The organism is Acinetobacter sp. GD03645, from assembly GCF_029845285.1.
Classification (GTDB): Bacteria; Pseudomonadota; Gammaproteobacteria; order Pseudomonadales; family Moraxellaceae; genus Acinetobacter; species Acinetobacter corruptisaponis.
This window is the reverse complement of record NZ_JAOCLL010000003.1, coordinates 213,388-237,354: the sequence shown is the minus strand read 5'-3', so window position 1 is coordinate 237,354 and position 23,967 is coordinate 213,388. Positions and strand designations below refer to the sequence as shown.

Below are 23,967 nucleotides of genomic sequence, written 5' to 3'. Positions count from 1 at the left end.
AAACTTGGTAAGGGTCTCTCCATTACCTGCGTTTCATGCCTCGTTTGTGTGGTTTTAGCCGATAACGCAATGCATGGCTGGAATATCAACAAACCCTAAATAAAACAGGCAAAATAATTTTGCCTGTTTTTCTTTTTTGCCTAGTATTGACGAACATGATCCAATTTAAAAATATTTCAAAACGCTATCAGCTAAAAGGCCAAACGATCAATGCGCTGGATCAAATCAATTTAGAGATTCCAGTGGGGAGTATCTTTGGCATTATTGGCTATAGTGGCGCAGGTAAAAGTACCTTAATCCGACTGATTAACTTGCTTGAACGCCCATCCGAAGGGCAGGTCATCATCAATCAAAAAGATTTTACTGCAATGGATGCACGTACACTTCGTCAAGAACGTGCAAATATTGGCATGATTTTTCAGCACTTCAATTTATTGCAAACCAAAACGGTATCTGAAAATATTGAAATGCCACTTAGGCTACTTGGTCACAGCAAGGCGGAACGAGAGAAACGTTTAGCTGAACTGCTAGATTTTATTGATCTCGAACATAAAAAAGATGCCTACCCTGACGAACTTTCAGGTGGACAAAAACAGCGTGTAGGGATTGCGCGTGCACTTGCCAATCACCCAAAGATTCTGCTGTGTGATGAAGCCACTTCCGCACTTGATCCGCAAACCACCCAATCCGTGCTGGCACTGTTAAAGAAGATCAATCAGGAACAAAACATCACCATTGTGATGGTCACCCATGAAATGGATGTGATTGAGACTGTTTGCGATTATGTGGCAGTAATGGAAGCTGGCAAGGTGATTGAAACAGGGCCTACGCTGAATATTTTTAGTCAACCACAACACCCCACCACAAAAACCTTTATTCAAACGGTATTACAGCAACAGTTGCCAGTAAATATCTTAAACAACCTTGAACACAGACATCACAATAGTATTTATAGTTTGCAGTTTCTGGGTACATCTGCACAGGAAACGCTAATTCAGGCAGTCATCCAGCAGTTTGACATCAGTTTAAATATTCTGTTTGCCAATATGACTGAAATCAATGGTACCGTGATTGGGCAAATGTTTATTCAACTGCTCGGTGATGAAAGCATTATTCAGCAAGCAATCCAATTTCTGGAGCAGCATGGCGTTAAAGTTGAACAGTCTGGAGTCAGCCAATGAGAGATTTAATTGTACAATGGCTGACTGAAGTCACGGCACCTTTTTGGCATAGTGCCCTCAGCATTGACCAGTTTGTGACAGCCTTGCAGGAAACCTTTCAAATGGTTTTCTTCTCATTACTATTTGGCTGTATCTGGGGATTGGTTCAGGGTATTACTCTGGTGGTTACCCGTACAGGTGGCATCCTACAAAATCGGGCGATTTACTATTTCCTCAATCCTATTGTCAATGCCCTACGTTCACTCCCATTTATCATTTTATTGATTGCGGTGATTCCACTAACCAAACTGCTGGTGGGAACATCCATTGGGACATGGGCTGCGATTGTGCCTTTAACCATCTATGTGGGCCCATACCTAGGCCGTCTGATTGAAACTTCTCTGCTTGAAGTGAATGAAGGAATTATTGAATCAGCTCAGGCAATGGGTGCAACCCCTTGGCAAATTATCTTTAAGTTTATTATCCCTGAAGCGCGTAGCTCACTGATCCTGAACCTAACCACAGGAACCATTACCTTGATTGGTGCCACAGCAATGGCGGGCGCTGTTGGCGCAGGTGGTATCGGTGATTTAGCCATTTCTTATGGTTATCAGCGTTTTGACACTAGCGTGGTGATTCTCACCGTCATCGTGCTTCTGCTGCTTGTCCAGTTGGTGCAAATGTTGGGGGATTGGTTGGCAAAATTGCGTTAAACGATATAATTACTAAAAAGACAGCCCTCATTTTGAGGGTTGTTTCATTGCATGACCAAATCATTTCCTGAAGTAATCCGATGTCCAGCATCACATTCCTCCGCTGTTGCATAACGAAGCTCTGAAAAACTAATGCCTAGAAAATAGTCATCCTCATTCCAGACATCACAACATTCTTGTACGTTAAAGTTAGCTACTTCAAGTACCAAGTCATAGCCTTTTTTTAAGACCACAAGATCACCTAAATGGAACATACCGTCTATCCTTTTCTAAAGAAGATAATTAAAGTTTAAGAGTATTTTTTTTCATTTTTATGACATTGTCATTTTATTCATATATAAGCATGAAATTTGCTTAATGAATATATTTTTGTGATTTTTATCACAAAAATACAAAATATGTTCACATTAAACATATTTAAATTTATGATGTATATTCCCCCAACTCAATAAATTAAAAGAAGATTTTTTTAATGAGTTACAGAAAATAAACCTCATTTGCAGCCTTAAACGTATTTACATGCAAAGGCACTAGATCTTCAAGTGCCTGATAGCCACCCGCCAACACGAACAGCATTGGAATTTTCATTTTCCTTGCCATATCAAACACCAAACGGTCACGTTCAAACAACAGCTCTGTGGTCAACCACTTCGAGCCATACTTATCATGCTGATGGCAATCCATCCCTGCCTGATAAATAATCAGATCGGCCTCCCAACGTGAAGCATATTGAAACGCCTCAAAAATGGACTCCCGATATAAATCAAAATTGCCCTGCTTGGGGTGAATATAACGGGTCAGGCTGCGCTCACCTGCCTTACAACCAAAACGAATCCCAAAAATTCCAAAATTGACCAGATTGGTGAGTCGGTTGGTAAATATCGCGGTGCCATCTCCCCCATGCTGATCACAATCCAGCACAAAGATTCGTTTTTCAGGATATTGCCTAGCGACCAAGGCCAAACCATTAAAGGTACAATACGCCGCACCAGACTCATAACTGGCATGATGAAAGCCCTGTGCGATATTCGCGGCAATCCCCTCTTTAAACGCAATATCAGCACCAACCAACTGCCCTGCCTGTACTGATAGGATTGCATCCCTTAATTGTTCATTCCAGGGCTTAAAGCCCTGTATGGTTGCAAATGCGGACTCGCCTGCCAGAAAGGCCTCAACATATTGCGGATTATGGAGTTTCTTTAGGATTTCAACATCAATCAAACCTGGATCAATCAGTTCAACCATTTTATGCTTACACAACACATCCGCCACCGCAGTGAGCTTTTCCATGCTATTGGTATGCGTTCGGGCATAATAGCGTGGAGAGTAACAGGCTTTTAGCATGGATGTCCTACGTAAATTTGATCTTGAGCAATTTCCATAAGTTGGCTCAATTCAGTCGTATCAGGTCGAAATAATCCATTATCCACCTGTTGTTTAAAATGATAGCCAAATGCACGGGCACGATTTTTAGGCGACACTGCCAAAGTGGTCAAACGCAAAAACCAGAAACCATTCATTTCAGAGATAGGAATCACATAGCCTTTATATTGTTTATTTTTATGTTTTTCCAGTTGTTCAATGTCATAGTTTGCAGAAAACAGGCTACCTGCAGGTAAACGCACCCCATTCATCATCAATGGCACCAGACTAATACAGGAATGATTGTCCCCCATATTCAGCTTTTCCATCATAATTGGCTGGTCGTTTTCATCTACAAAAATATTAATTTCACCCTGTCTCAATAAACGATGGTGTGCTATGCGTAGAAAGAATTTCTCTGCCATTGGACAGGATCCAACTTTGGGTTTTTCTTCCAGCGCATGGCATTCAATCATTTCAATGGCGTGCGCATCCTGCGGCAGAATAATATCGGCAAGCAACTGGCAAATCAGGATACTTTCCTCAAGTTCAGCATATTGATGGATATTTCTTAATTTGGCCTGAAAATCCACCTCCTGCCTTAAATTCTGGGCAAACGTTTCTTCTTGATTTAAACGTTGTAGACACTGCTGCACATCCGCATGAATATCCAGATTGCGCCAAGTGGCGAGTTCCAGGCCATAGGAAGAGCTCTGGTTTAAAATATTTCTCAGCCCCTTGGTCTCGTAATCATCAAAGATTCGTAAATCCTGAAAACCAAGCGCATCACGGGGTTGTGAAACAAATTCAGCAATCACACGTGTTGCCTGGGTATAACCACAACCACGGCGTTCAGTTTGATGACTAAAGTGCTCATTCAGCATTTCAGTAAGTTTGGCAGACAAGGGATGCAAATGTTTTTTAAAAATCACCACCACTTCGTGATCAACCAAATCAGACATAACTTCCTCTCTTATTGTTATGATTTATTTGCATTTCATCCTGAAAAATTGCCCTGTACTTATGTTGTTAAGCAATCTTTTTAAATTATTTTCACATTTATTCCATATATTTAAAGATGAATATAAATCATTAACTTATAAAACTTTTATACCATATTTATTTAAAATACTACACTTGTCAACTATAAAGATTTTCTGCTCTTAAGCCTGTCACAATCTGCCCTAAAACGTCAGCCGCATGGCACACTATTTTTGCACTCTTTACTATTTCCACTTACACTAGACACAGGTGATGGTCTTTATCATCAACCCAGCAATAACCACATGAAACAAAGATTTAGGACTCGGCTATGCATTATAAGATTCATGCAATTGACGTAAAAAATGCCTTAAAAAACTATATTTGGTTATTGGAAGATACCATCACAAAAGAAGTTGTTGCGATTGACCCCACTGAAGCAGATTTGGTGACTGCATTTTGCGAACAGCATCAACTGCACCTGAAACAGATTTGGCTGACCCACTGGCATCGTGATCATACCGACGGGGTGCAGGGATTATTGGCAAAACAAAATATTCTGGTGTATGGGCCACGTGATGAATTAACGAAAATCGCTTTTATTTCAAACCCGCTGCAACATAATGATCATTTCCTTTTTCATAACCTAAAAGTTGAGATTATTGCCACACCTGGTCATACCCTCGGTCATATCGTCTACTTTATTGAGGAAATTGATACCCTGTTCTGTGGTGACACCCTGTTTGCAATGGGTTGCGGTCGCCTGTTTGAGGGTACGGCTGAGCAGATGTATCATTCACTGAATCGGCTTGCCGCCTTGCCAATCCAAACCAAGGTTTACTGCACCCATGAATATACGCTTGCCAATGGTGAGTTTGCGCTGACCATTGAACCTCATAATGTTGCGCTGCACGAGCGTATGAAACACGTCAGGGCATTAAGGGAAACAGATCAAATTACCCTGCCAAGCACCATTAAACTGGAACTTGAAACCAATCCATTTTTGCGTACTGAAAGTGCGGAAGAATTTGCCCATATTCGTAGCCTAAAAGATCAATTTTAGTCTGGCAATCCAATATGAACCCATTCATTTTCCGCCTTTCCATTAAAGTGGAAAATGAAATCATTTTTTACATTTAGGATTAAATAGATTTTTACAGAAAATTATTTTATCGAAGCAAATAAAAAATACTTTTAATAATAAATACAATCAATTAAAAAAACAGCAGATAAAATTTTCCTCATAAAAATTACGCTAATTTTACATAATTTACATGCAGAAAAATAAATGTTTGTACTCCCCCTTTAAAAAATTTTCAGCGACCCTTATTAATAAACTCAGGTTCACAAGGAGTTTTGGTATGAAAAATAGAGTTGTTAAAGCAAAAAATTTATTGGCCTTTCGTATTTGGTTAGAAAAATTAGGATATTCCGTTAAGAATCTGGCAGATAACCGCGGATTTACCTTTAGCTTTAAAAAAGAATATGGATTGGTCACAGGTGACCTATCTGGTAATGCTTTAGCAATGCAACTGGGCGAAGAATTCGAAGACCACTTAAAAGCATAATCATGATCTTATCTTTACATAAACAAGGATTTCATATGGACATGAAATCCTATGATATGAAAAACTGACCTGTTTTTTAATTTTTCCCACCTCACTAATTTCCTATTTTCTAACCAACTGTCATTAAAATAACGTTGGAACAATTGTGATTTCCAAGTATCATAATGCCCTAGTCGAGGGATGCTGCGACAATTGATTGGTACTAAAGATCAGTTTGCCAGGCTCGACGATCGGTTGAACATTCGCTTTAACCAACAACGGCATCCGCGAACAGAATGATCCATACTATTTTTCTAGGAGATCCTGATGAACGCGGTGAATGCTTCATTTACAGATTATAAAGTTGCCGATATTTCCCTTGCTGACTACGGCCGTAAAGAAATCAAGCTTGCTGAAGCAGAAATGCCAGCCCTGATTGGTTTACGCAAACGTTATTCAGCGTCAAAACCACTGGCTGGTGCAAAAATTCTCGGTTGTATCCACATGACCATCCAGACTGCGGTTCTAATTGAAACCCTGGTTGAGTTAGGTGCTGAAGTCCGCTGGACCTCTTGCAACATCTTCTCTACCCAGGACCATGCTGCCGCTGCCATTGCTGCCCGTGGTATCCCTGTTTTCGCATGGAAAGGTGAAACTGAAGAAGAATATGTGTGGTGTCTGGAACAACAGATCAATGTCAATGGTCAGCCTTGGGATGCCAACATGATTCTGGATGATGGCGGCGACTTAACCGCACTTGTTCATGACAAATATCCTGCGCTTTTAGAACGCATCCACGGCATTACTGAAGAAACCACCACAGGTGTGCAACGCCTGTTGGAAATGTGGAAAGATGGTTCTCTTAAAGTTCCTGCAATCAACGTGAATGACTCGATTACCAAGTCAAAAAATGACAATAAATACGGTTGCCGTCACTCACTCAATGATGCCATCAAACGTGCAACAGACATGCTACTTTCTGGCCGTCGTGCGCTGGTAATTGGCTATGGTGACGTAGGTAAAGGTTCTGCGCAGTCTTTACGTCAGGAAGGCATGATCGTTCGTGTAACTGAAGTTGACCCAATCTGTGCAATGCAGGCCTGCATGGACGGTTACGAAGTTGTGTCTCCATACAAAAATGGTGTACAGACTGGTAAAAAAGAAGACATCAACCAGGATTTATTAGGCAACACTGACCTTGTTGTCACCACAACGGGTAATTACCACGTATGTGATTCAGCAATGCTGGATAGCTTAAAGGCAGGTGCTGTGGTATGTAACATCGGTCACTTTGACACTGAAATTGATACAGCTTACCTACGTGGTTACAAGTGGGTTGAAGTTAAGCCACAGGTACATCAGGTTTATCGTTCAGAAGATGAAAGCAACTATTTAATTCTTCTTTCTGAAGGCCGTTTAGTGAACCTTGGCAATGCAACAGGCCACCCATCACGTGTTATGGATGGTTCATTTGCCAATCAGGTACTCGGTCAAATCCACCTATACAATGAAAAATTTGCTGATTTACCTGCTGACCAAAAACAGGCTGCGATCCGTGTGGAAGTGCTTCCTAAGAAACTGGATGAGGAAGTTGCCGCAGCAATGGTTGCTGGTTTTGGTGGTGTCTTGACACAACTGACACAAGTACAGGCAGATTATCTCGGCGTTGCTGTTGAAGGCCCGTTCAAGTCTGACGCTTATAAATATTAAGTTTTATTGGGCATAAGTAAGCGAACACAGTTCGCCCTACCCATTGAATGATAAAATTATTTATCCCTGTAGGGGCGAATTGCATTCGCCCCTTGATATAAAGATTACATCACATGACCAAACGTGTTCCTATTTCTTTTGAGTTTTTCCCACCAAAAACTGATGCGGGTGCGGAAAAATTACGTATTGTTCACCAAGAACTACAACTGTTAAATCCAGAGTTTTTCTCCATCACTTATGGTGCTGGCGGTTCCACCCGTGAACGTACCTTAGCGGCGATTAATGACTTTAATGGCAAAGGTACGCCTGTTGCACCACATCTTTCCTGTATTGGTGATGACAAAGCACGTATTGCTGAACTTTTGGATTTATACAAATCCCAAGGTATTGATCGTATCGTTGCTTTACGTGGTGACTTACCCTCAGGTCAAGTGGGCCTAGGTGAACTGCCTTATGCACAGGACCTGGTTCGCTTTATCCGTGAACATTCAGGTGAGCATTTTCACATTGAAGTGGCGGCCTATCCTGAAATGCATCCGCAGGCAGAAAGTTTTGATGCAGATATCCAACGCTTTATAGAGAAAGTAAATGCTGGTGCAAACGCGGGTATCACCCAATTCTTCTTTAATCCAGATGCATATTTCTACTTCATTGAACGAATTGCCAAAGCAGGTGTGGATGTACCTATTGCACCAGGCATTATGCCGATTACCAACGCAAGCAACCTGATCCGCTTCGCTGATGGTACAGGTGCGGAAATCCCACGCTGGATTCGCAAGCAACTTGCTGCCTATGGTGATGACAGTGAAAGTATCAAGGCATTTGGTCATGAAGTGATTGTGAAGCTTTGTGAACGTTTAATTGCGGGTGGTGCGCCAACACTGCATTTCTATTCGATGAACCAAACCGAACCAACTCGACAACTCGTTGTTGATCTTGGCTTAAACTAATTTGCATGAGCATTCCCCAGACATGAACCGTTTTTACATCGAAGCCGAATTAAACACTGGCAATACCATTGAATTGACGGAATCGGTGTTTCATCATTGGGTGCGTGTGCTCCGTGCAAAAGAGCAGGAACAGGCCATCTTCTTCAATGGAAAAGGTGGTGAATATAACGTGACGCTCACTGAAATCAACAAGAAAAATGCGTTTGTGTCAGTTGATCATTTTGAGCCAGCTGATCGGACACCACCCTTTAAAGTGGTTTTAGGCCAGGTGATGAGCAAGGGGGATCGCATGGATTATGCGATTCAGAAAGCCACTGAACTTGGTGTGACCACTATTCAACTGTTGACCAGCGAACGTTGCGAAATGCGCCTGAAATATGACCGTGATCAAAAGAAGATTGATCATTGGCAGTCTGTGGCGATTGCAGCATGTGAACAATGTGGCATGAACATTGTTCCAGAAATCCTCGCTCCCATTGCCTTGACAGACTGGGTCAGCTCGGAACTGCCACAGGCCCGTTTCGTTTTGGCACCGAATAAAGACCAGAACAATGTATTGCAAAATAGTGAACCTGATTTAGCGCTACTGATTGGTCCAGAAGGCGGTTTGAGTGAAGCAGAAATTGAAACTGCAAACCATAACCATTTTCAAAGCTGGTGCATTGGAGACCGTGTTTTAAGGACTGAAACCGCTCCAGTTGTCGCCTTATCCATTTTAAATTATCACTTTTCAGCCAAATAATGGTTTTGGATTGCTTTCCAATGGCTTTAGCGGTAATTTAAAATAAAACACGATGATGTTGATATACAGCAACGTCTGTAGGCCCAACACAGATAAAAATGAAAAGGATTATTCTTTATATGTCAGGGGTTCAAGAAAAAAAAATTCCGCAGTTTATTTATACGGATCAGATCAACTATCCTAACCACGTACGCCTATTCGTTTTAAGTGTATTTTTTATTGCGCTTCTGGACTATCTGTTATTTGCTTCTTTCTATTCTTTTAGTGCGAATATCTTTACCACATGGATGACCCTTACCCTTACGCTATTACTCAGTTTTTACGCAATCTGCCACTTTTCACTAAGATATTACTCATCAAGTCGCTTTGCTGGAAAAACCAACATTACATTTCAGGTGATCTGCTTTTTCACGGGATTATTGCTGGGAATCAGTACCATTGTGATCAATTACCTATTGATTAAGGATGTCCCGAATCTTTCCGCATCACACATCCTGACCTTGACAGCCCTGCTGCTCACCTCTTCACACATTATTGCGCTGACTTTTTTAACCCAGCATATCCGTTACTTCTTCCTGTTCTTCATTCCAAGCATCAGCCCCTTGGTGATTTCCCAGATTATACATAGAGATCAAGAACATACCTTGTTTTACATTGCCTATTACCTGTCTTTTTTTGCAACCCTACTGTGTGCACAGGCCACCTTTAAAATTCACCAGCGCCTGTCGCAGGTTCTGGACAAGAACAAGCAACTGATTGATGTGGCGGAACAACACAACCAATGGACAGAGGAACTCTGCCAACAACTGCAGCGTGAAGTCAACAAATCCAAGGACATAGAAGCACAACTACAGTTCAATAATCATTTACTTGAACAAAAGGTCCGTGAGCGTACTTTCGATCTTACCCAGATGAATGAGAGTCTGGAAGAACACCGTCAAAACCTGGCTTTTGCCCATGAAACTGCGGGTATTCGGCCCTGGGAATGGAATCTGGAAACCCATACTGTTGGTGTTACCAATGCCCATAGTCAGGCGGTTACACGCAAGTCTGAAAACCACTATACCCTGCTGCATAAAATCGTACACCCAGATGATGTGGATCGGGTTAAAAATACCCTGTATAGCCACTTGTGCGGACAAACACAACGCTATGAAGAAACTTTCCGCATCAAACGCCATAATGGTGAATGGACATGGATTCATGATGTTGGACAGGTCATTCTAAGAAATCCCAAAGATGGAACGCCGTTGCGCATGGTGGGCATACACCGTGACATTAACCAGGAGAAAAAACATCAGGAACGTTTGAAACTGGCTGCCAGCGTTTTTGAACAGGCTTCTGAAGGCATTTTTATTCTGGATGAGAATTTCTGCTATATCGAGGTCAATCCAAAATACGAACAACTGACTGGACTTGATAAGCAAATTATTCTAAACAAAGAACTTTTTGAAATTACCAAACAAAATAAACAGCATCACCATAATTTCCACCTCTCGATTCTGGACACCCTCTATGAAGAACAGGAATATGAGGGTGAATTTCAGGAAACCTATCTTTCTGAAAAGTCCTGCTTTTTATGGATGCATATTAATGCGGTAAAAGATGAAGCGGATCGGGTCATTAACTATATTGGCATTGTGTCTGACCAGACTGAACGAAAACATCAGGAACAGCGTCTTTCCTACCTCACCAACTACGACACCCTGACGGATTTACCAAATCGTTTCTATTACCACCAGCAATTGCATCAATATCTGGTCAATGAGGCATCTATCCAGCATCTTGCGGTAATTCGACTAAATATCGACAGATTCCGCGCCTTGAATGAATTACTGAGTAATCAGGCAGGAAATGAGCTACTTAAACAGGCTGCACAACGTTTAAGGATTAGCAATATTGATGCACTTTTGGTGGCCCATTTAAGCGCGGATGATTTCGCTATTATTTACGAGATGTCACCACTCCATCCACAGATACACCAACTGTGCAACAATATCGTTGAGGCATTTAGCAAGCCATTCTATATTGCGGAACAGGAATATGTGGTCAGCATCTCCATCGGAGTCGCCATTTATCCAGAGCACGGCCGTCAGGTTGACAACCTCAATACCCATGCCGAACAGGCACTGACGGAAGCCAAACGTTTGGGCGGCAACACCATTCGTTATTATTCGAGTGAACGCACCAACTTTGTGGCGAGACACACTGACCTGGAACTCGATCTAAGAAAAGCGATTCAGAACAATGAACTGGTTGTTTATTATCAACCCAAGATTACCACCACGAATTGCCAGATTAATGGCTTTGAAGCCCTGATCCGTTGGAAACACCCAACCAAGGGCCTGATCATGCCAAATATCTTTATTCCTTTGGCGGAAAGCACCAGCCTTATTTCAGATATCGGGCGCTTCGTCCTGTATGAGGCGGCAAAACAAATCCAGATTTGGCAAAAACTGGGGTTCTCCAACATTCATATCGCTGTAAACATTGTGGCACAGCAAATCCTGCGTGGTCAGTTGCTGCATGATATTGATGCGGTCCTGGACACCTATGCAATTTCAGGCAAAGATCTTGAGCTGGAAATTACCGAATCCGCTTTTCTGGAAAATACAGAAAGTGTCAAAACAGTGTTATGTGCACTCAAAGAACGCAATATTTCGATTGCACTGGATGATTTTGGAACTGGCTATTCCTCCCTCGCCTACCTCACCGAATACCCAATTGACATCTTAAAAATTGATCGGGCATTTATTTCAAAAATTGGTGATGCCAAACAGGATGCGATTGTTAATGCCATGATTGCCATGGGTAAAACCATTGGCCTAAAAGTTGTGGCGGAAGGCGTTGAGACAGAACAACAGCGCGACTATTTGAAACGCCAAAACTGTGACATATTGCAGGGTTACCTGTTTGCCAAACCATTAACGGCAGCCCATGCAACCGAATATCTACAACAGCACACCCAGCTGTCAACCGCAAGATATTCCATTTAAAATGAATTTTGGGCTTTTTGAGCGTTGATTTTGTCATCATTATCAATTGTCAATAAGCCTCATCGTTCAGTGAAAATAAGCTTTTTTGACTGGGCTAAACCATGAACTAGTGCTATATTCTTGTGCACTTATCTTGATATCATAATCAGTCCTAGCTATGACTGGTTGTTGTATTGAAACAACTATCGAAACAATCGAGACTCAGATGGACGATCAATCTTTAAAACAAGCCGCTTTGTATTACCATGAATTTCCTACACCTGGAAAAATCAGTGTGACACCTAGCAAGCAGCTCGTTAACCAACGAGATTTAGCGCTTGCATATTCTCCTGGTGTCGCAGCTCCATGTCTGGAAATTGAACGTGACCCTTCTGCCGCCGCTAAATATACAGCCCGTGGCAATCTGGTCGCCGTCGTGAGTAATGGTACAGCCGTGCTTGGTTTAGGGAACATTGGTCCCCTTGCCTCCAAACCTGTAATGGAAGGGAAAGGCGTCCTGTTCAAGAAGTTCGCTGGTGTTGACGTATTCGATATTGAAATTGCTGAAAATGATCCAGACAAGATCGTGGATATCGTTGCCGCATTGGAACCGACGTTTGGTGGTATCAACCTGGAAGACATCAAGGCACCTGAATGTTTCTATATTGAGAAGAAACTTCGTGAACGCATGAAGATTCCTGTGTTCCATGATGATCAACATGGTACCAGTATCATTGTAGGCTCAGCATTGTTGAATGCCTTGCAGCTCGTGAACAAGAAAATTGATGAAATCAAGATCGTGGCTTCTGGTGCTGGTGCTGCTGCCCTTTCCTGCCTCGACTTGCTTTGCGCTTTAGGCGTGAACAAGGCAAACATCGTTGTTGCGGATTCCCGTGGTCTTCTCACCACATCACGTGAGGGGCTGGACGAGTCCAAAAAACGCTATGTTCAGGACATTGCAGCAACCCAGTTGCATGAAGTCATGGCTGGCGCAGATATGTTCCTTGGTCTTTCAGCAGCGGGAATCTTAACCAAGGAAATGGTTAAGGAAATGGCTGAAAACCCAATTATCTTTGCATTGGCAAACCCAGACCCAGAAATTTTGCCTGAACATGCGCATGAAGTTCGTCCTGATGCAATTATGGCGACAGGTCGTTCAGACTATCCGAACCAGGTAAACAACGCACTATGCTTCCCTTATATCTTCCGTGGCGCGCTGGATGTAGGTGCAACCACCATTAATGAAGACATGAAGATTGCCTGTGTGCATGCGATTGCGCGTATGGCACACGTTGAGGCGGATGCAGCAACCTATGGTGAAAAATCTGCATCATTTGGTCGTGACTACCTCATCCCTCGCCCACTGGATCAACGCCTGATTCTGGAAATTGCGCCAGCAGTGGCAAAAGCGGCAATGGACTCAGGGGTTGCAACACGTCCAATCGAGGATTTCTCTGCTTACCGTCAAAGACTGTCTGAGTTCGTATACAACTCTGCATTCCTGATGAAGCCGATTTTCTCTCAGGCAAAAACCGATCCTAAACGTATTGCGTATGCTGAAGGCGAAGACCAGCGCGTATTACGTGCAATCCAGATTGTGGTTGATGAGGGCTTGGCTAAACCAATCCTTATAGGTCGTACCGCTGTCATTGAAGAAAATATCAAGAAACTTGGTTTGCGTCTGCAAAATGGTGTAAACATCGAAATCGTTGATCAGGAAAAGAATTCCCTGTATGACGATTTCTGGAAAGATTATTACCAGACCATGCAGCGTAAAGGCGTGACTGTTGAATACGCGCAGCGCGAAGCACGTCGCCGTTCAACCTTGATTGCAGCATTATTGGTTAAGTTTGGCAAGGCTGATGGTATGCTTTGTGGTACTTATTCAAGTTACGACATCCATTTAGACTTTGTTAAAAATGTGATTGGCCTAAAAGAGGGTCGCAGCACATTCTTTACATTGAATGCATTGATGCTTGAAGACCGTAACCTGTTTATTGCCGATACCTACGTCAACACCAACCCAACTGCTGAACAGCTTGCTGAAATGACCATTTTGGCGGCGGAAGAAGTTCGTCGTTTTGGTATTACACCGCGTGTTGCCCTACTTTCACATTCAAGTTTCGGTAGCGATCAATTTGATCCGAGCGCACAAAAAATGCGTGAAGTTTACCGTTTGTTGACAGAGCAGGCGCCAGAACTTGAGGTTGAAGGTGAAATGCATGGTGATGCAGCTTTGGACGAAACAATTCGTCACTTTGCTTTCCCAAATTCCCGCTTCAAAGGCTCGGCAAACCTGCTGATTATGCCTAATCTCGATGCTGCGAATATTTCATTCAACTTATTGAAAGCAACTTCTGGCAATAATGTAACCATTGGTCCTATTTTACTAGGTGCAGCAAAACCAGTTCATATCCTGACTCCAACGACGACCACTCGCCGTTTGGTCAACATGACTGCGTTAACTGTTGCTGAAATCCAGCAAAGTCAAAACTAATCACAAAGCTGGGCTTTTCGAGAAAAGCTTTGCTTAACGCTTGAGAAAACCTCTATTCTGTTGCATGATTGTGTGAAGAATAGAGGTTTTTTCATGCAAGTTTATTTAGTAGGCGGTGCAGTTCGAGATCACTTACTCGGGCATCCCTATCACGAAAAAGATTATGTGGTGGTCGGAGCAACACCAGAACAACTCCTCGCCGAAGGTTATCAACCTGTTGGTAAAGATTTTCCTGTATTCCTACATCCAAAAACAAAAGAAGAATATGCACTTGCCCGCACAGAGCGCAAGTCTGGTGTGGGTTATCATGGTTTCCAGTTTTTTACCGATACAACCGTCAAGTTAGAAGAAGACCTGATTCGCCGTGATTTAACCATCAATGCCATGGCAATGGATGAGGATGGTACAGTCTACGACCCTTATGGCGGACAAAAGGACTTAAACCAAAAAATCCTTCGCCATGTTTCAAACGCTTTTACCGAAGATCCTTTGCGTGTGCTTCGGGTTGCCCGATTTGCCGCACGTTATGCAAACTACGGTTTTAAAATCGCAGATGAAACGCTGCAACTCATGAGTGAAATTGCGAAATCAGGTGAGCTTGATGCATTGACTCCTGAACGTGTCTGGAAAGAAACATCACGGGCCTTAATGGAGGATCATGCATATATCTATTTCCAGACACTACAGGATTGTGGGGCGTTAAAAGTTCTGTTCCCAGAAATTGATGCCTTATTTGGTGTACCACAGCGCCCTGAATACCATCCAGAAGTGGATTGTGGGGTTCACACCCTCATGGCCCTAAAACAGGCGTGTCAGTCTAATTATGCACTGGATGTACGCTTCGCTGTTCTGGTCCATGATTTGGGCAAGGCATTGACCCCTGCTGAAGAGCTGCCACGCCACATCATGCATGAGGAACGTGGTTTGCAGCCCGTAACAGAGGTGTGTGACCGCTTAAAGGTTCCCTCTCAACTCAAGAGTCTGGCCCTGACCGTCTGTAAAGAGCATTTAAAGTGCCATCAGGCCAAGAGTTTAAAACCAGGTACTTTATGGCGTTTACTACAACGTTTGGACGTTCTACGGAAACCAGAAAAGGTTGAGGCATTTGTACAGGCATGTGAATGTGACGCAAAAGGCCGCCTGGGTCTGGAAGACCGCCCTTACCCACAGTCCCAATATATTCTGGATGCAATGCAAATTGTACGGAATATTCGGGCACAGGATTTACCTGAACACATTACAGGGCCTGAAATTGGTGAAATGCTGATCCAATACCGAATTGAGGCATTGGCACAGTTCAAACAGCAACACGATGAGCCATAGTTTGGGTATGTAAAAACGGAACCAATAAAAAAACCCAGCCACAAGGCTGGGTTTTTTGAAAAGATACGAATTACTTCGCAGCTTCAGCCTGAGCAGCAGCAACTTCTTCTGCAAAGCTCATTTCAGCTTTCTTCTCAATACCTTCACCCACTTCGAAACGAACGAATTGAGCTACATTAGTACCAGTTGCTTTCAATACATCAGCAACTTTCTTGTCGTTGTCGATTACATACATTTGACGGTCAAGTGCAACTTCGTTCAAGTATTTGTCAACTGAACCACTTACCATTTTCTCAACGATGTTCGCTGGCTTACCAGATTCCAACGCTTTCGCTTCAGCAATTTCTTTCTCTTTCGCGATCAAGTCAGCTGGAACAGCTTCCGCATTTACAGCAACTGGGTTGAACGCAGCAACGTGCATTGCAATACCTTTACCAGTGTCAGCATCACCTGTGTAAGATACAACCACACCGATTTTTAAACCGTGCTTGTAAACAGCCAAGTTTTCGCCTTCAACGATTTGAGCACGACGAACCTGGATGTTTTCACCGATTTTTTGAACAAGCGCAACACGAGCTTCTTCTACAGTCGCACCGTCTTCAAGCTTAAGTTCAGCAATTTTTGCAGCATCAGTTTCATTTGCAGCAAGCGCAGCAGCAGCAACCTTATCAGAGAAGTTTTTGAAGTTTTCGTCTTTTGCAACGAAGTCAGTCTGACAGTTAACTTCAACAAGAATTGCTTTGTTACCGTCTTGAATGATTGTGATTGCACCATCAGCAGCAATGTTACCTGCTTTTTTAGCAGCTTTTGCCTGACCTGATTTACGAAGGTTATCAATTGCAAGTTCGATGTCACCGCCTGCTTCTGTTAATGCTTTTTTGCATTCCATCATTGCAAGACCAGTACGGTCACGTAATTCTTTTACCATGCTCGCAGTAACTGCAGTCATGTTGTTCTCCTAAAATCGGTAGAAAATAAATCTGTTCAACAAAAACGGCCCAAAGAATCTCTGGGCCGTTTGCAATCTCGACGCTTTAATCTGCCACCATTACATGTCGCAAAAATGACAAGCTTGCGTCAAAACGCATTAAGCCTCAGAAGCGTCTTTAGCAGCGTCGTCGCCTTTCGCTTGTGCATTTGCTTGTGATTGAGCATATTCTTTACCAGCAAGAATCGCATCAGCCATAGCAGAAGCATATAAAGTTACTGCACGGATCGCATCGTCGTTACCAGGAATAACGTAGTCTACGTTGTCTGGGTTAGAGTTTGTATCAACGATACCGATTACAGGAATACCTAGGTTTTTCGCTTCTTTGATTGCAATCGCTTCGTGATCAACGTCGATTACAAATAATGCGTCAGGTAAACCACCCATGTTCTTAACGCCGCCTAAAGCACGTTCAAGCTTGTCCATCTCACGAGTACGCTCTAAAGCTTCACGTTTAGTAAGCTTGGCAAAAGTACCGTCTTGAGATTGAGTTTGAAGATCTTTTAAACGGTTGATAGATTGGCGAAGTGTTTTCCAGTTCGTCAACATACCACCTAACCAACGGTGATCCACATATGGTTGACCAGCGCGTTGAGCTTGTTCACGGATGATGTTAGAAGCAGCTCGTTTTGTACCAACGAATAATACTTTGTTCTTTTTGCTCGCAAGGTTGTTTACAAAGTTCAAGGCATCATTTAACGCAGGAACAGTGTGCTCAAGGTTGATGATGTGAATTTTGTTACGCGCGCCAAAAATGTATTGACGCATTTTTGGGTTCCAGAAACGAGTTTGGTGACCAAAGTGTGCGCCTGCTTGAAGAAGGTCGCGCATGCTTACGTTGTAATCTGCCATTTTCTTTACCTTAAAGTTTGGGTTAGGCCTCCATATATCCGCATTCTCCACCTATTGCTAGGCACCCAGAGTAATGTGACGATATATGTGCGGATTTTTTTACGACTATTGTTATCGGCTACTTTCGTAAATATATTCACGAAAAGCATTTGATAAAATAGGCGGCTATTTATACCATATACGCTTGCAAATTACCAAAAGTTTTTAGAGATCATGAATACAACTTATACAGCCCCTCGTCGATTAATCAAAACACCTGAAGAAATTGAAAAGATGCGTGTTGCAGGCAAATTGGCGGCTGAAGTTCTAGACATGATTAAGCCGCACATTAAAGCGGGTGTAAGCACTTTAGAACTCGACACCATCTGCCGCAATCATATTGAAAATGTACAGCAGGCCATTCCTGCCTGTGTGGGCTATGGTGCCGCGCCAGGCCGCCCTGCTTTCCAGCATTCTATCTGTACTTCTGTCAACCATGTGGTTTGTCACGGTATCCCCTCTGAAAATAAAATCCTAAAAAATGGCGATATCCTGAATATTGATGTCACGGTGATTAAAGATGGTTATCACGGCGACACCAACATGATGTACATCGTGGGTGGTGAAACCTCCATTCTTGCAAACCGTTTGTGTCAGGTGGCTCAGGAAGCCATGTACCGTGGTATGGCAACGGTTAAGGATGGTTCCTATCTGGGTGATGTTGGATATGCCATCCAGCAGTATGTGGAATCGCAACGTTTCAGTGTGGTGCGTGAATACTGCGGTCATGGTATTGGCAAGGTGTTCCATGATGAGCCACAGGTTCTGCATTATGGCCAGAAAGGCACAGGCATGATTCTGGAAGCTGGAATGACCTTTACCATTGAGCCAATGGTCAACGCTGGTGTTTGGCAAACCAAGCTGTTAGGTGATAAATGGACGGTGGTAACTAAAGACCATAAGTTGTCTGCTCAATACGAACATACGATTCTCGTCACCAAAACAGGAATTGAAGTGTTAACAGCACGTCCTGAAGAAGATTTATCACGTTTTATGTAATTTAGCTGAGTTCGACAAGAAATATGATACTCGGGAACGTCATCCGCAATTGTTCGAGACAGGACTTCATTAATAAAGTGCTGTTTCTGCGATTTATTAAACTGGCTGACGGTAGTCAACGAGTTTTGCGGATGACAATGCTTTTGCTTACTTTGGGCAAAACCAAAGTAAGGCGAGCCGCAGGCTGATCCTGAAATTGGATGAGGACTCGGCAAGACTCCGCCAAGATATTTTTCAAACAGTTAGACAAATATTATTGCCGAACTAAGCTTAGTACATTCTTTTTATTTCCCAGAATCAAATCATCAGCAGGAAATAATCCAGCAGGTTATCTTGACTCTCCCCCCAATTCATTCTTAAAAGATCAATAACAGAACCATCAACAATAAATAAAAATATTGCGGCATCCTCTATTGTCGCGGTGCTTTTCATTCTTAAAAGTAAAGACCGAATTTGCCTGATTAGCCATTTTCTGTATTCAACAGCAATTCGATAGGCCTTGGGATATAATTTTTCAAGCTCAAAAATAGCCTTAAACAATAAATGATACGGACCATTTAAATCGACATGGAGCAGATAAATTTTCCTCAACTTATCAACCACATTTGAATGACGGCAACATGCCCTGATTCTCCTGATTTTTTCTTTGGGGCTGTAGTAGATAAAGTTAAATTTCAGTCCATTTTAATAGCGTTTTAAGCTGTTGTTTGGGGCTGCCATAATTGAATCTAAACTCACATTCCTTAATAAACAACGGAAAGGCATTTCGGTCAATACCATTGTATTTTCGTAGTACTCTTTTTGCCTGATTCCAAAAGTTTTCAATCCCATTAATATGATTCTGGCCATCGGCAAAATGACTTGAATGATTGATACGATGATGGCTAAATCCTGCAACATCTAAAGCGTTATAACTATGCCAGTGGTCTGTATAAACAATGCTATCTGGAGTAATTTTATTCGAAATTACAGGCATTAAGGTACTTGATTTAGTATCGGGAACTATGATCGTATAAACTTTACTATTACGTTTGAGCAAACCAAAGACAATCACTTTGCCAGCAGCACCTCGACCACGTTTTCCTTTACGTGCTCCACCGAAATAGCTTTCATCTAATTCAATTTGTCCTTGAAATACTTCAATGGCATCTTGGTCAAGGTGATACATAATGATTTGACGAATTTTTCTATAGAACAATGCGGCAGAATTAGGTTGAATTCCCAATAAATCAGCGGCAGTTCTAGCGGTAACTTCAGCAATGAAAAACTCTAATAGCTTTATTTGAATTTTTCTATTTAATTTACATCTAGTTATCTTCATAGAAGTAGATTATCACAAAGCTAATCTACTACAGCCCCTTTTCTTTTAGCGTATCTTTTTGAAAAACAAGGCACAGCTCTATAAGTTTTTCTTTAGACTGAAAATAACGATAAAATGTTGCTTTCGCTACATTTGTTTCACGAATAATCCGATCCACACCTACCTGCTGAAATCCATATAAGTTAAAAAGATTTCTTGAGTAATCAAGCACGGACAAGGCTCGCGAGGAAATTTGTAAATTTGGCATAAACACACCACTGAACATAAGTTTTTTTGTTGTATATGCATGAGATCAGAACACTAATGTCTTTTCAGGAACGTAAAAAATAGACAAGACTGTGCCTTAGCCATCTCACATGCTTTATTGTCGATATGATTTTTTAGTCGGTCTGATCTAAAGTTCGCAGAACCTATAGACGATCAAACAGCATTAAGGGCTTGTTGGAATGTATGGGAATACAGGCTTTGGCAATGATTGCCGATGAAAAAACAGAAATAGTAGGCATAACGAACTCCTTTGTGCATAAAGAAGTTTCACCACATTACTGTCAAATAATGGTGGCGAAACGAAAGAGGGTTGACAGACTGGTACAAAGGAACCAGCACACCCGAAGGTGTCCCCCTCCCGTTCCACCGCAGAGGGGGCGCGAGGGTATAAACACTTAAAGAAACGTGTTCTTTAAATGCTCCTTTGTAAGCGGTCTGTCAAAACCGCCTGGCAATGTAGGCCAGCAGGGAAAGGATAGTGCGCAAGGTTTGAAGTGTCAATATTCTGTAGGAATAAGTGATCAAACAGTATTAAAGCATTATTGGGAATGATTTAAAATCTTTGCAATGACTGTTTAATATGGTGATGGAACGAAAAAGGATAATTTGCAAGATTTAGGGTGTCAATATTCCCTCAAAATATGCCACCTAAAAAATAATAATTGAATCAGATATTTAACTTTATAGACTACAATTTACGATGAGTATTTTAATACATCTAAAAGGTTTTCTTCTGCCATCACACTTCAACTATATTCTTATGCTTTCTTTACAAGGCCACTTAAATGCAATATTATAACATTACATTAAATAAATAGGTTTTAAAATGAAAGTTTGTTCATCCCTCAAAAGTGCGAAACAACGTAGTAGCGATTGCCAAATTGTTAAACGTCGTGGCAAGCTGTACGTGATCTGCAAATCAAATCCTCGCTTTAAGGCAAGACAAGGTTAATCCTTGCTTGCTTTACCAAAGGTTAAATAACACTTACATTCCCCTACTACACTTTCTTTATAAAATTTCATAACTTGGATAACAACATTTTCATAAGGTTGTATCAGGTATGAAGAAATCTATTATTGCCATTTCTCTTGCATCTATTTTTCTAGTGGCGTGTAACAAGGCAGAAAAACCAAAAACTGAAGAACATACCCCTCCTGCAACAACAGAAGCCACTACTAAACCTGTAATGGATAGTGAACATACAGCAGAAAACTCACTGGACTGGGATGGCACATATAAAGGTGTGCTTCCTTGTGCTGACTGTGAAGGCATTGAAACCAAGCTTGAGCTAAATCAGGATAAAACTTATGAGCTTAAAGAAACCTATCTTGGCAAAGGTGATGGAAAAGCATTTGAAACGAAAGGTAGCTTCCAGTTTGACAGCAACAATGGCTCTGTTATTGAGTTAGACAAGGCGGGTGATAGCCGTAAATATTTTGTTGCCGAGGGTTATCTTAAAGCTCTGGACCTTGAGGGCAATGAAATTACAGGCTCCTTGGCAGACAAATATCAACTAAAAAAAGAGGCTGAATAATATCCAGTGAGCTTCTAAAAACAATTATCTCACCAATAAAAAACCCTGCTTACGCAGGGTTTTTTTAAATCAATTCAAAGCTTAGTGAGCAGCGAATTGGTTCATTGTGTTTTTAGCATCATCGTGCGCTTTAAGAGCGTTGTCACCAGAGAAGATTTCTTTGTGATCATCACCGATGTCAGAACCCGCCATTGCTTGGTGTTTAACACAAGCGATACCACCACGGATTTCTTTACGTTGTACGCCAGCAACATAAGCCAACATACCTTCACTACCGAAGTAACCTTGTGCAAGCTCATGTGTAGAAAGAGCAGCAGTGTGGTAAGTCGGAAGTGTGATCAAGTGATGGAACACACCAGCTTCACGAGAAGCATCTGCCTGGAATGTACGGATCTTGTCATCAGCATCAGCAGCTAATTCAGTCGCATCGTACTCAGCGCTCATTAATTTAGCACGGTCGTAAGCAGAAACGTCTTTACCTTCAGCAACCCAACGGTCGTAAGCTTGTTGACGGAAGTTTAACGTCCAGTTGAATGATGGGCTGTTGTTATAAACAAGCTTAGCATTTGGAATCGTTTCTTTAACACGGTTAACCATGTGCGCGATTTCTTCTACGTTTGGAGTCGCAGTTTCGATCCAAAGAAGATCAGCACCGTTTTGAAGGCTAGACACACAGTCAAGTACTACGCGGTCAATTTGAGTGCCTTCACGGAATTGATATAAACCAGAAGCTAAACGCTTAGGACGGTGTAATTTACCGTTACGTTTGATCAGGATTTCATCTTCCTGAGCTTCAGAGATATCAATTTCAGTTGTGTCTAAATAGCTGATGTATTGAGAAGCGATGTCGCCTGGCTCTTTAACCACTGGGATTTTTTGAGTCAAGTCAGCGCCTTCAGAGTCAGTACGCGCAACGATGATACCGTCATCAAGACCCATTTCCAAGAATGCATAACGCAATGCATGGATTTTAGCGATGAAGTCTTCATGTGGAACAGTTACTTTACCAGCTTGGTGACCACATTGTTTCGCATCAGAAACCTGGTTTTCAATTTGAAGCGCACAAGCACCAGCTTCGATCATTTTACGAGCAAGTAAATAAGTTGCTTCTTCGTTACCGAAACCAGCGTCGATGTCAGCAATAATTGGCACAACGTGAGTTTGGAAACCGTCGATTTGAGCAGTGATTTCAGCAGCTTTAGCAGTGTCACCAGCTTCTTGCGCTTTTTTCAATGCACGGAACAAATCGTTTAATTCTTTCGCATCAGCTTGACGTAAGAAAGTGTAGATTTCTTCGATCAAAGCAGGTACTGAAGTTTTTTCGTGCATAGATTGGTCAGGAAGTGGACCAAATTCTGAACGAAGAGCAGCAACCATCCAACCAGAAAGGTAGATGTAACGCTTAGAAGTTGTACCGAAGTATTTTTTGTTCGCAATCATTTTTTGTTGCGCGATAAAACCGTGCCAGCAACCTAATGATTGAGTGTATTTGCTAGAGTCAGCGTCGTATTCAGCCATATCTTTACGCATGATAGCAGCTGTGTATTTAGCGATATCTAAACCAGTTTTGAATTGGTTTTGCATTTGCATACGTGCAGCATCTTCTGGGCTAATATCGCGCCAAGTGTCGCCGAATTTTGCTTTTAATTCGCGGATTGCATCAATCGCTGTTAAATATGTAGACATGATATATTCCTTTAGAGGGATTGGCATCGAATGGACGCTGAAAATCATGCTTTTTTATAGGCGAGATTTCAAGCACTTCTTCAATATTTTGCACAGCTTAGTCTGTGGCAATCAATTTATCCAATATTATTGGGTAATTTTCGGTATTTTCTTATGAAATATAGGAATAAAGGTCATTTTATTTGGATTAAAAACCAGATCAAGCCATTGTTATTCATAAATTTTTAATGATTAAAATTTTTTATGAAATTCTCTTATTTCTTACATTTGACTTATTTGAATACAATTTTAGGACTTGCCATACTCTCCAAAACTGACAT

The 23,967-nt window shown here is 41.9% G+C and carries 21 protein-coding genes and 1 pseudogene; 13 read left to right on the top strand and 9 right to left on the bottom strand.

Translation table 11 applies throughout. From position 1 onward, the window contains the following. The first annotated feature begins 155 nt into the window (after nucleotides 1-155). Together N5J47_RS03810 and N5J47_RS03805 are read left to right on the top strand one after the other, a co-directional pair. Nucleotides 156-1,181 (top strand): methionine ABC transporter ATP-binding protein, encoded by a 1,026-nt coding sequence (locus N5J47_RS03810; RefSeq protein ID WP_279961218.1) that lies wholly within the window; start codon nucleotides 156-158, stop codon nucleotides 1,179-1,181. After that, a complete protein-coding gene (locus tag N5J47_RS03805) occupies nucleotides 1,178-1,873 on the top strand; it encodes an ABC transporter permease (protein ID WP_279961217.1) in 696 nt (231 codons plus the stop codon). The genes N5J47_RS03810 and N5J47_RS03805 overlap by 4 nt, the downstream gene beginning before the upstream one ends. Before the next feature lie 44 nt (nucleotides 1,874-1,917). Here the strand turns inward: N5J47_RS03805 and N5J47_RS03800 are convergent, their stop codons facing one another. The 3 genes from N5J47_RS03800 to N5J47_RS03790 all read right to left on the bottom strand — a co-directional run bounded on the left by N5J47_RS03800 (nucleotide 1,918) and on the right by N5J47_RS03790 (nucleotide 4,197). Next, nucleotides 1,918-2,127, bottom strand: a complete 210-nt coding sequence (locus N5J47_RS03800; protein WP_267978999.1) for a hypothetical protein — start codon at nucleotides 2,125-2,127, stop codon at nucleotides 1,918-1,920. A gap of 223 nt (nucleotides 2,128-2,350) precedes the next feature. Further along, nucleotides 2,351-3,217: a histone deacetylase gene (locus N5J47_RS03795; RefSeq protein WP_279961216.1), complete on the bottom strand. Its 867-nt coding sequence runs from the start codon at nucleotides 3,215-3,217 to the stop codon at nucleotides 2,351-2,353. Then, complete coding sequence (locus N5J47_RS03790; protein ID WP_279961215.1) at nucleotides 3,211-4,197, bottom strand: hypothetical protein; 987 nt, start codon at nucleotides 4,195-4,197, stop codon at nucleotides 3,211-3,213. Before N5J47_RS03790 ends, N5J47_RS03795 begins: the two co-directional genes overlap by 7 nt. 350 nt (nucleotides 4,198-4,547) lie before the next feature. Between N5J47_RS03790 and gloB the strand changes: the two genes are divergently transcribed. The 8 genes from gloB to N5J47_RS03750 all read left to right on the top strand — a co-directional run bounded on the left by gloB (nucleotide 4,548) and on the right by N5J47_RS03750 (nucleotide 15,960). Further along, entirely contained in the window at nucleotides 4,548-5,279 is a 732-nt protein-coding gene (gloB, locus tag N5J47_RS03785; protein WP_279961214.1) for a hydroxyacylglutathione hydrolase, read from the top strand. 298 nt (nucleotides 5,280-5,577) lie between these two features. Then, on the top strand, nucleotides 5,578-5,784 hold the full coding sequence (locus N5J47_RS03780; protein ID WP_004676939.1) for a hypothetical protein: 207 nt from the start codon (nucleotides 5,578-5,580) through the stop codon (nucleotides 5,782-5,784). A 306-nt stretch (nucleotides 5,785-6,090) separates the two neighbouring features. Continuing rightward, complete coding sequence (ahcY, locus tag N5J47_RS03775) at nucleotides 6,091-7,473, top strand: adenosylhomocysteinase (protein ID WP_267978995.1); 1,383 nt, start codon at nucleotides 6,091-6,093, stop codon at nucleotides 7,471-7,473. Nucleotides 7,474-7,586: 113 nt separating this feature from the next. Next, nucleotides 7,587-8,423, top strand: a complete 837-nt coding sequence (metF, locus tag N5J47_RS03770; protein ID WP_279961213.1) for a methylenetetrahydrofolate reductase [NAD(P)H] — start codon at nucleotides 7,587-7,589, stop codon at nucleotides 8,421-8,423. Between the two features lie 22 nt (nucleotides 8,424-8,445). Further along, nucleotides 8,446-9,165: a 16S rRNA (uracil(1498)-N(3))-methyltransferase gene (locus tag N5J47_RS03765; protein ID WP_279961212.1), complete on the top strand. Its 720-nt coding sequence runs from the start codon at nucleotides 8,446-8,448 to the stop codon at nucleotides 9,163-9,165. A 119-nt stretch (nucleotides 9,166-9,284) separates the two neighbouring features. Then, on the top strand, nucleotides 9,285-12,161 hold the full coding sequence (locus N5J47_RS03760; protein WP_279961211.1) for an EAL domain-containing protein: 2,877 nt from the start codon (nucleotides 9,285-9,287) through the stop codon (nucleotides 12,159-12,161). A 205-nt stretch (nucleotides 12,162-12,366) separates the two neighbouring features. Then, nucleotides 12,367-14,637: an NADP-dependent malic enzyme gene (locus N5J47_RS03755; protein WP_279961210.1), complete on the top strand. Its 2,271-nt coding sequence runs from the start codon at nucleotides 12,367-12,369 to the stop codon at nucleotides 14,635-14,637. A 93-nt stretch (nucleotides 14,638-14,730) separates the two neighbouring features. Next, nucleotides 14,731-15,960 carry a multifunctional CCA addition/repair protein gene (locus N5J47_RS03750; protein ID WP_279961209.1) on the top strand — a complete coding sequence of 410 codons (1,230 nt, stop codon included), beginning with the start codon at nucleotides 14,731-14,733 and terminating at the stop codon, nucleotides 15,958-15,960. 70 nt (nucleotides 15,961-16,030) lie between these two features. On the opposite strand, the gene tsf is transcribed toward N5J47_RS03750, so the two are convergent. After that, entirely contained in the window at nucleotides 16,031-16,909 is an 879-nt protein-coding gene (gene tsf / locus N5J47_RS03745; protein ID WP_267978989.1) for a translation elongation factor Ts, read from the bottom strand. Nucleotides 16,910-17,047: 138 nt separating this feature from the next. Then, a complete protein-coding gene (rpsB, locus tag N5J47_RS03740; protein WP_004878543.1) occupies nucleotides 17,048-17,800 on the bottom strand; it encodes a 30S ribosomal protein S2 in 753 nt (250 codons plus the stop codon). Between the two features lie 213 nt (nucleotides 17,801-18,013). Here rpsB and map point away from each other — a divergent pair, with 213 nt between their 5' ends. Next, complete coding sequence (gene map / locus N5J47_RS03735) at nucleotides 18,014-18,838, top strand: type I methionyl aminopeptidase (RefSeq protein WP_004761570.1); 825 nt, start codon at nucleotides 18,014-18,016, stop codon at nucleotides 18,836-18,838. A 297-nt stretch (nucleotides 18,839-19,135) separates the two neighbouring features. Here the strand turns inward: map and N5J47_RS03730 are convergent, their stop codons facing one another. The 3 genes and pseudogenes from N5J47_RS03730 to N5J47_RS03720 form a co-directional block, all read right to left on the bottom strand. Continuing rightward, nucleotides 19,136-19,441 (bottom strand): hypothetical protein, encoded by a 306-nt coding sequence (locus N5J47_RS03730; RefSeq protein WP_279962400.1) that lies wholly within the window; start codon nucleotides 19,439-19,441, stop codon nucleotides 19,136-19,138. A 64-nt stretch (nucleotides 19,442-19,505) separates the two neighbouring features. Beyond that, nucleotides 19,506-20,159, bottom strand: coding sequence for an IS1595 family transposase (locus tag N5J47_RS03725; protein WP_279962401.1), 654 nt, complete (start codon nucleotides 20,157-20,159; stop codon nucleotides 19,506-19,508). Nucleotides 20,160-20,196: 37 nt separating this feature from the next. After that, a pseudogene (locus tag N5J47_RS03720) lies at nucleotides 20,197-20,406 on the bottom strand (helix-turn-helix domain-containing protein); the annotation flags it as partial. A gap of 846 nt (nucleotides 20,407-21,252) precedes the next feature. Here N5J47_RS03720 and ykgO point away from each other — a divergent pair. Together ykgO and N5J47_RS03710 are read left to right on the top strand one after the other, a co-directional pair. Further along, complete coding sequence (gene ykgO / locus N5J47_RS03715) at nucleotides 21,253-21,378, top strand: type B 50S ribosomal protein L36 (protein ID WP_267979994.1); 126 nt, start codon at nucleotides 21,253-21,255, stop codon at nucleotides 21,376-21,378. Between the two features lie 109 nt (nucleotides 21,379-21,487). Next, nucleotides 21,488-21,961: a copper resistance protein NlpE gene (locus tag N5J47_RS03710; protein ID WP_279959178.1), complete on the top strand. Its 474-nt coding sequence runs from the start codon at nucleotides 21,488-21,490 to the stop codon at nucleotides 21,959-21,961. A gap of 81 nt (nucleotides 21,962-22,042) precedes the next feature. On the opposite strand, the gene N5J47_RS03705 is transcribed toward N5J47_RS03710, so the two are convergent. Beyond that, on the bottom strand, nucleotides 22,043-23,647 hold the full coding sequence (locus N5J47_RS03705; protein WP_279959180.1) for an isocitrate lyase: 1,605 nt from the start codon (nucleotides 23,645-23,647) through the stop codon (nucleotides 22,043-22,045). Nucleotides 23,648-23,967: the final 320 nt, after the last annotated feature.

Coding starts and splice junctions, on each gene's coding strand:
- ykgO (WP_267979994.1), top strand. CDS start 21,253: ATGAAAGTTTGTTCATCCCTCAAAAGTGCGAAACAACGTAGTAGCGAT.
- gloB (WP_279961214.1), top strand. CDS start 4,548: ATGCATTATAAGATTCATGCAATTGACGTAAAAAATGCCTTAAAAAAC.
- ahcY (WP_267978995.1), top strand. CDS start 6,091: ATGAACGCGGTGAATGCTTCATTTACAGATTATAAAGTTGCCGATATT.
- metF (WP_279961213.1), top strand. CDS start 7,587: ATGACCAAACGTGTTCCTATTTCTTTTGAGTTTTTCCCACCAAAAACT.
- N5J47_RS03725 (WP_279962401.1), bottom strand. CDS start 20,159: ATGAAGATAACTAGATGTAAATTAAATAGAAAAATTCAAATAAAGCTA.
- N5J47_RS03805 (WP_279961217.1), top strand. CDS start 1,178: ATGAGAGATTTAATTGTACAATGGCTGACTGAAGTCACGGCACCTTTT.
- N5J47_RS03705 (WP_279959180.1), bottom strand. CDS start 23,647: ATGTCTACATATTTAACAGCGATTGATGCAATCCGCGAATTAAAAGCA.
- N5J47_RS03780 (WP_004676939.1), top strand. CDS start 5,578: ATGAAAAATAGAGTTGTTAAAGCAAAAAATTTATTGGCCTTTCGTATT.
- N5J47_RS03790 (WP_279961215.1), bottom strand. CDS start 4,197: ATGTCTGATTTGGTTGATCACGAAGTGGTGGTGATTTTTAAAAAACAT.
- N5J47_RS03795 (WP_279961216.1), bottom strand. CDS start 3,217: ATGCTAAAAGCCTGTTACTCTCCACGCTATTATGCCCGAACGCATACC.
- N5J47_RS03765 (WP_279961212.1), top strand. CDS start 8,446: ATGAACCGTTTTTACATCGAAGCCGAATTAAACACTGGCAATACCATT.
- N5J47_RS03760 (WP_279961211.1), top strand. CDS start 9,285: ATGTCAGGGGTTCAAGAAAAAAAAATTCCGCAGTTTATTTATACGGAT.
- N5J47_RS03800 (WP_267978999.1), bottom strand. CDS start 2,127: ATGTTCCATTTAGGTGATCTTGTGGTCTTAAAAAAAGGCTATGACTTG.
- N5J47_RS03750 (WP_279961209.1), top strand. CDS start 14,731: ATGCAAGTTTATTTAGTAGGCGGTGCAGTTCGAGATCACTTACTCGGG.
- N5J47_RS03755 (WP_279961210.1), top strand. CDS start 12,367: ATGGACGATCAATCTTTAAAACAAGCCGCTTTGTATTACCATGAATTT.
- N5J47_RS03710 (WP_279959178.1), top strand. CDS start 21,488: ATGAAGAAATCTATTATTGCCATTTCTCTTGCATCTATTTTTCTAGTG.
- N5J47_RS03810 (WP_279961218.1), top strand. CDS start 156: ATGATCCAATTTAAAAATATTTCAAAACGCTATCAGCTAAAAGGCCAA.
- tsf (WP_267978989.1), bottom strand. CDS start 16,909: ATGACTGCAGTTACTGCGAGCATGGTAAAAGAATTACGTGACCGTACT.
- map (WP_004761570.1), top strand. CDS start 18,014: ATGAATACAACTTATACAGCCCCTCGTCGATTAATCAAAACACCTGAA.
- rpsB (WP_004878543.1), bottom strand. CDS start 17,800: ATGGCAGATTACAACGTAAGCATGCGCGACCTTCTTCAAGCAGGCGCA.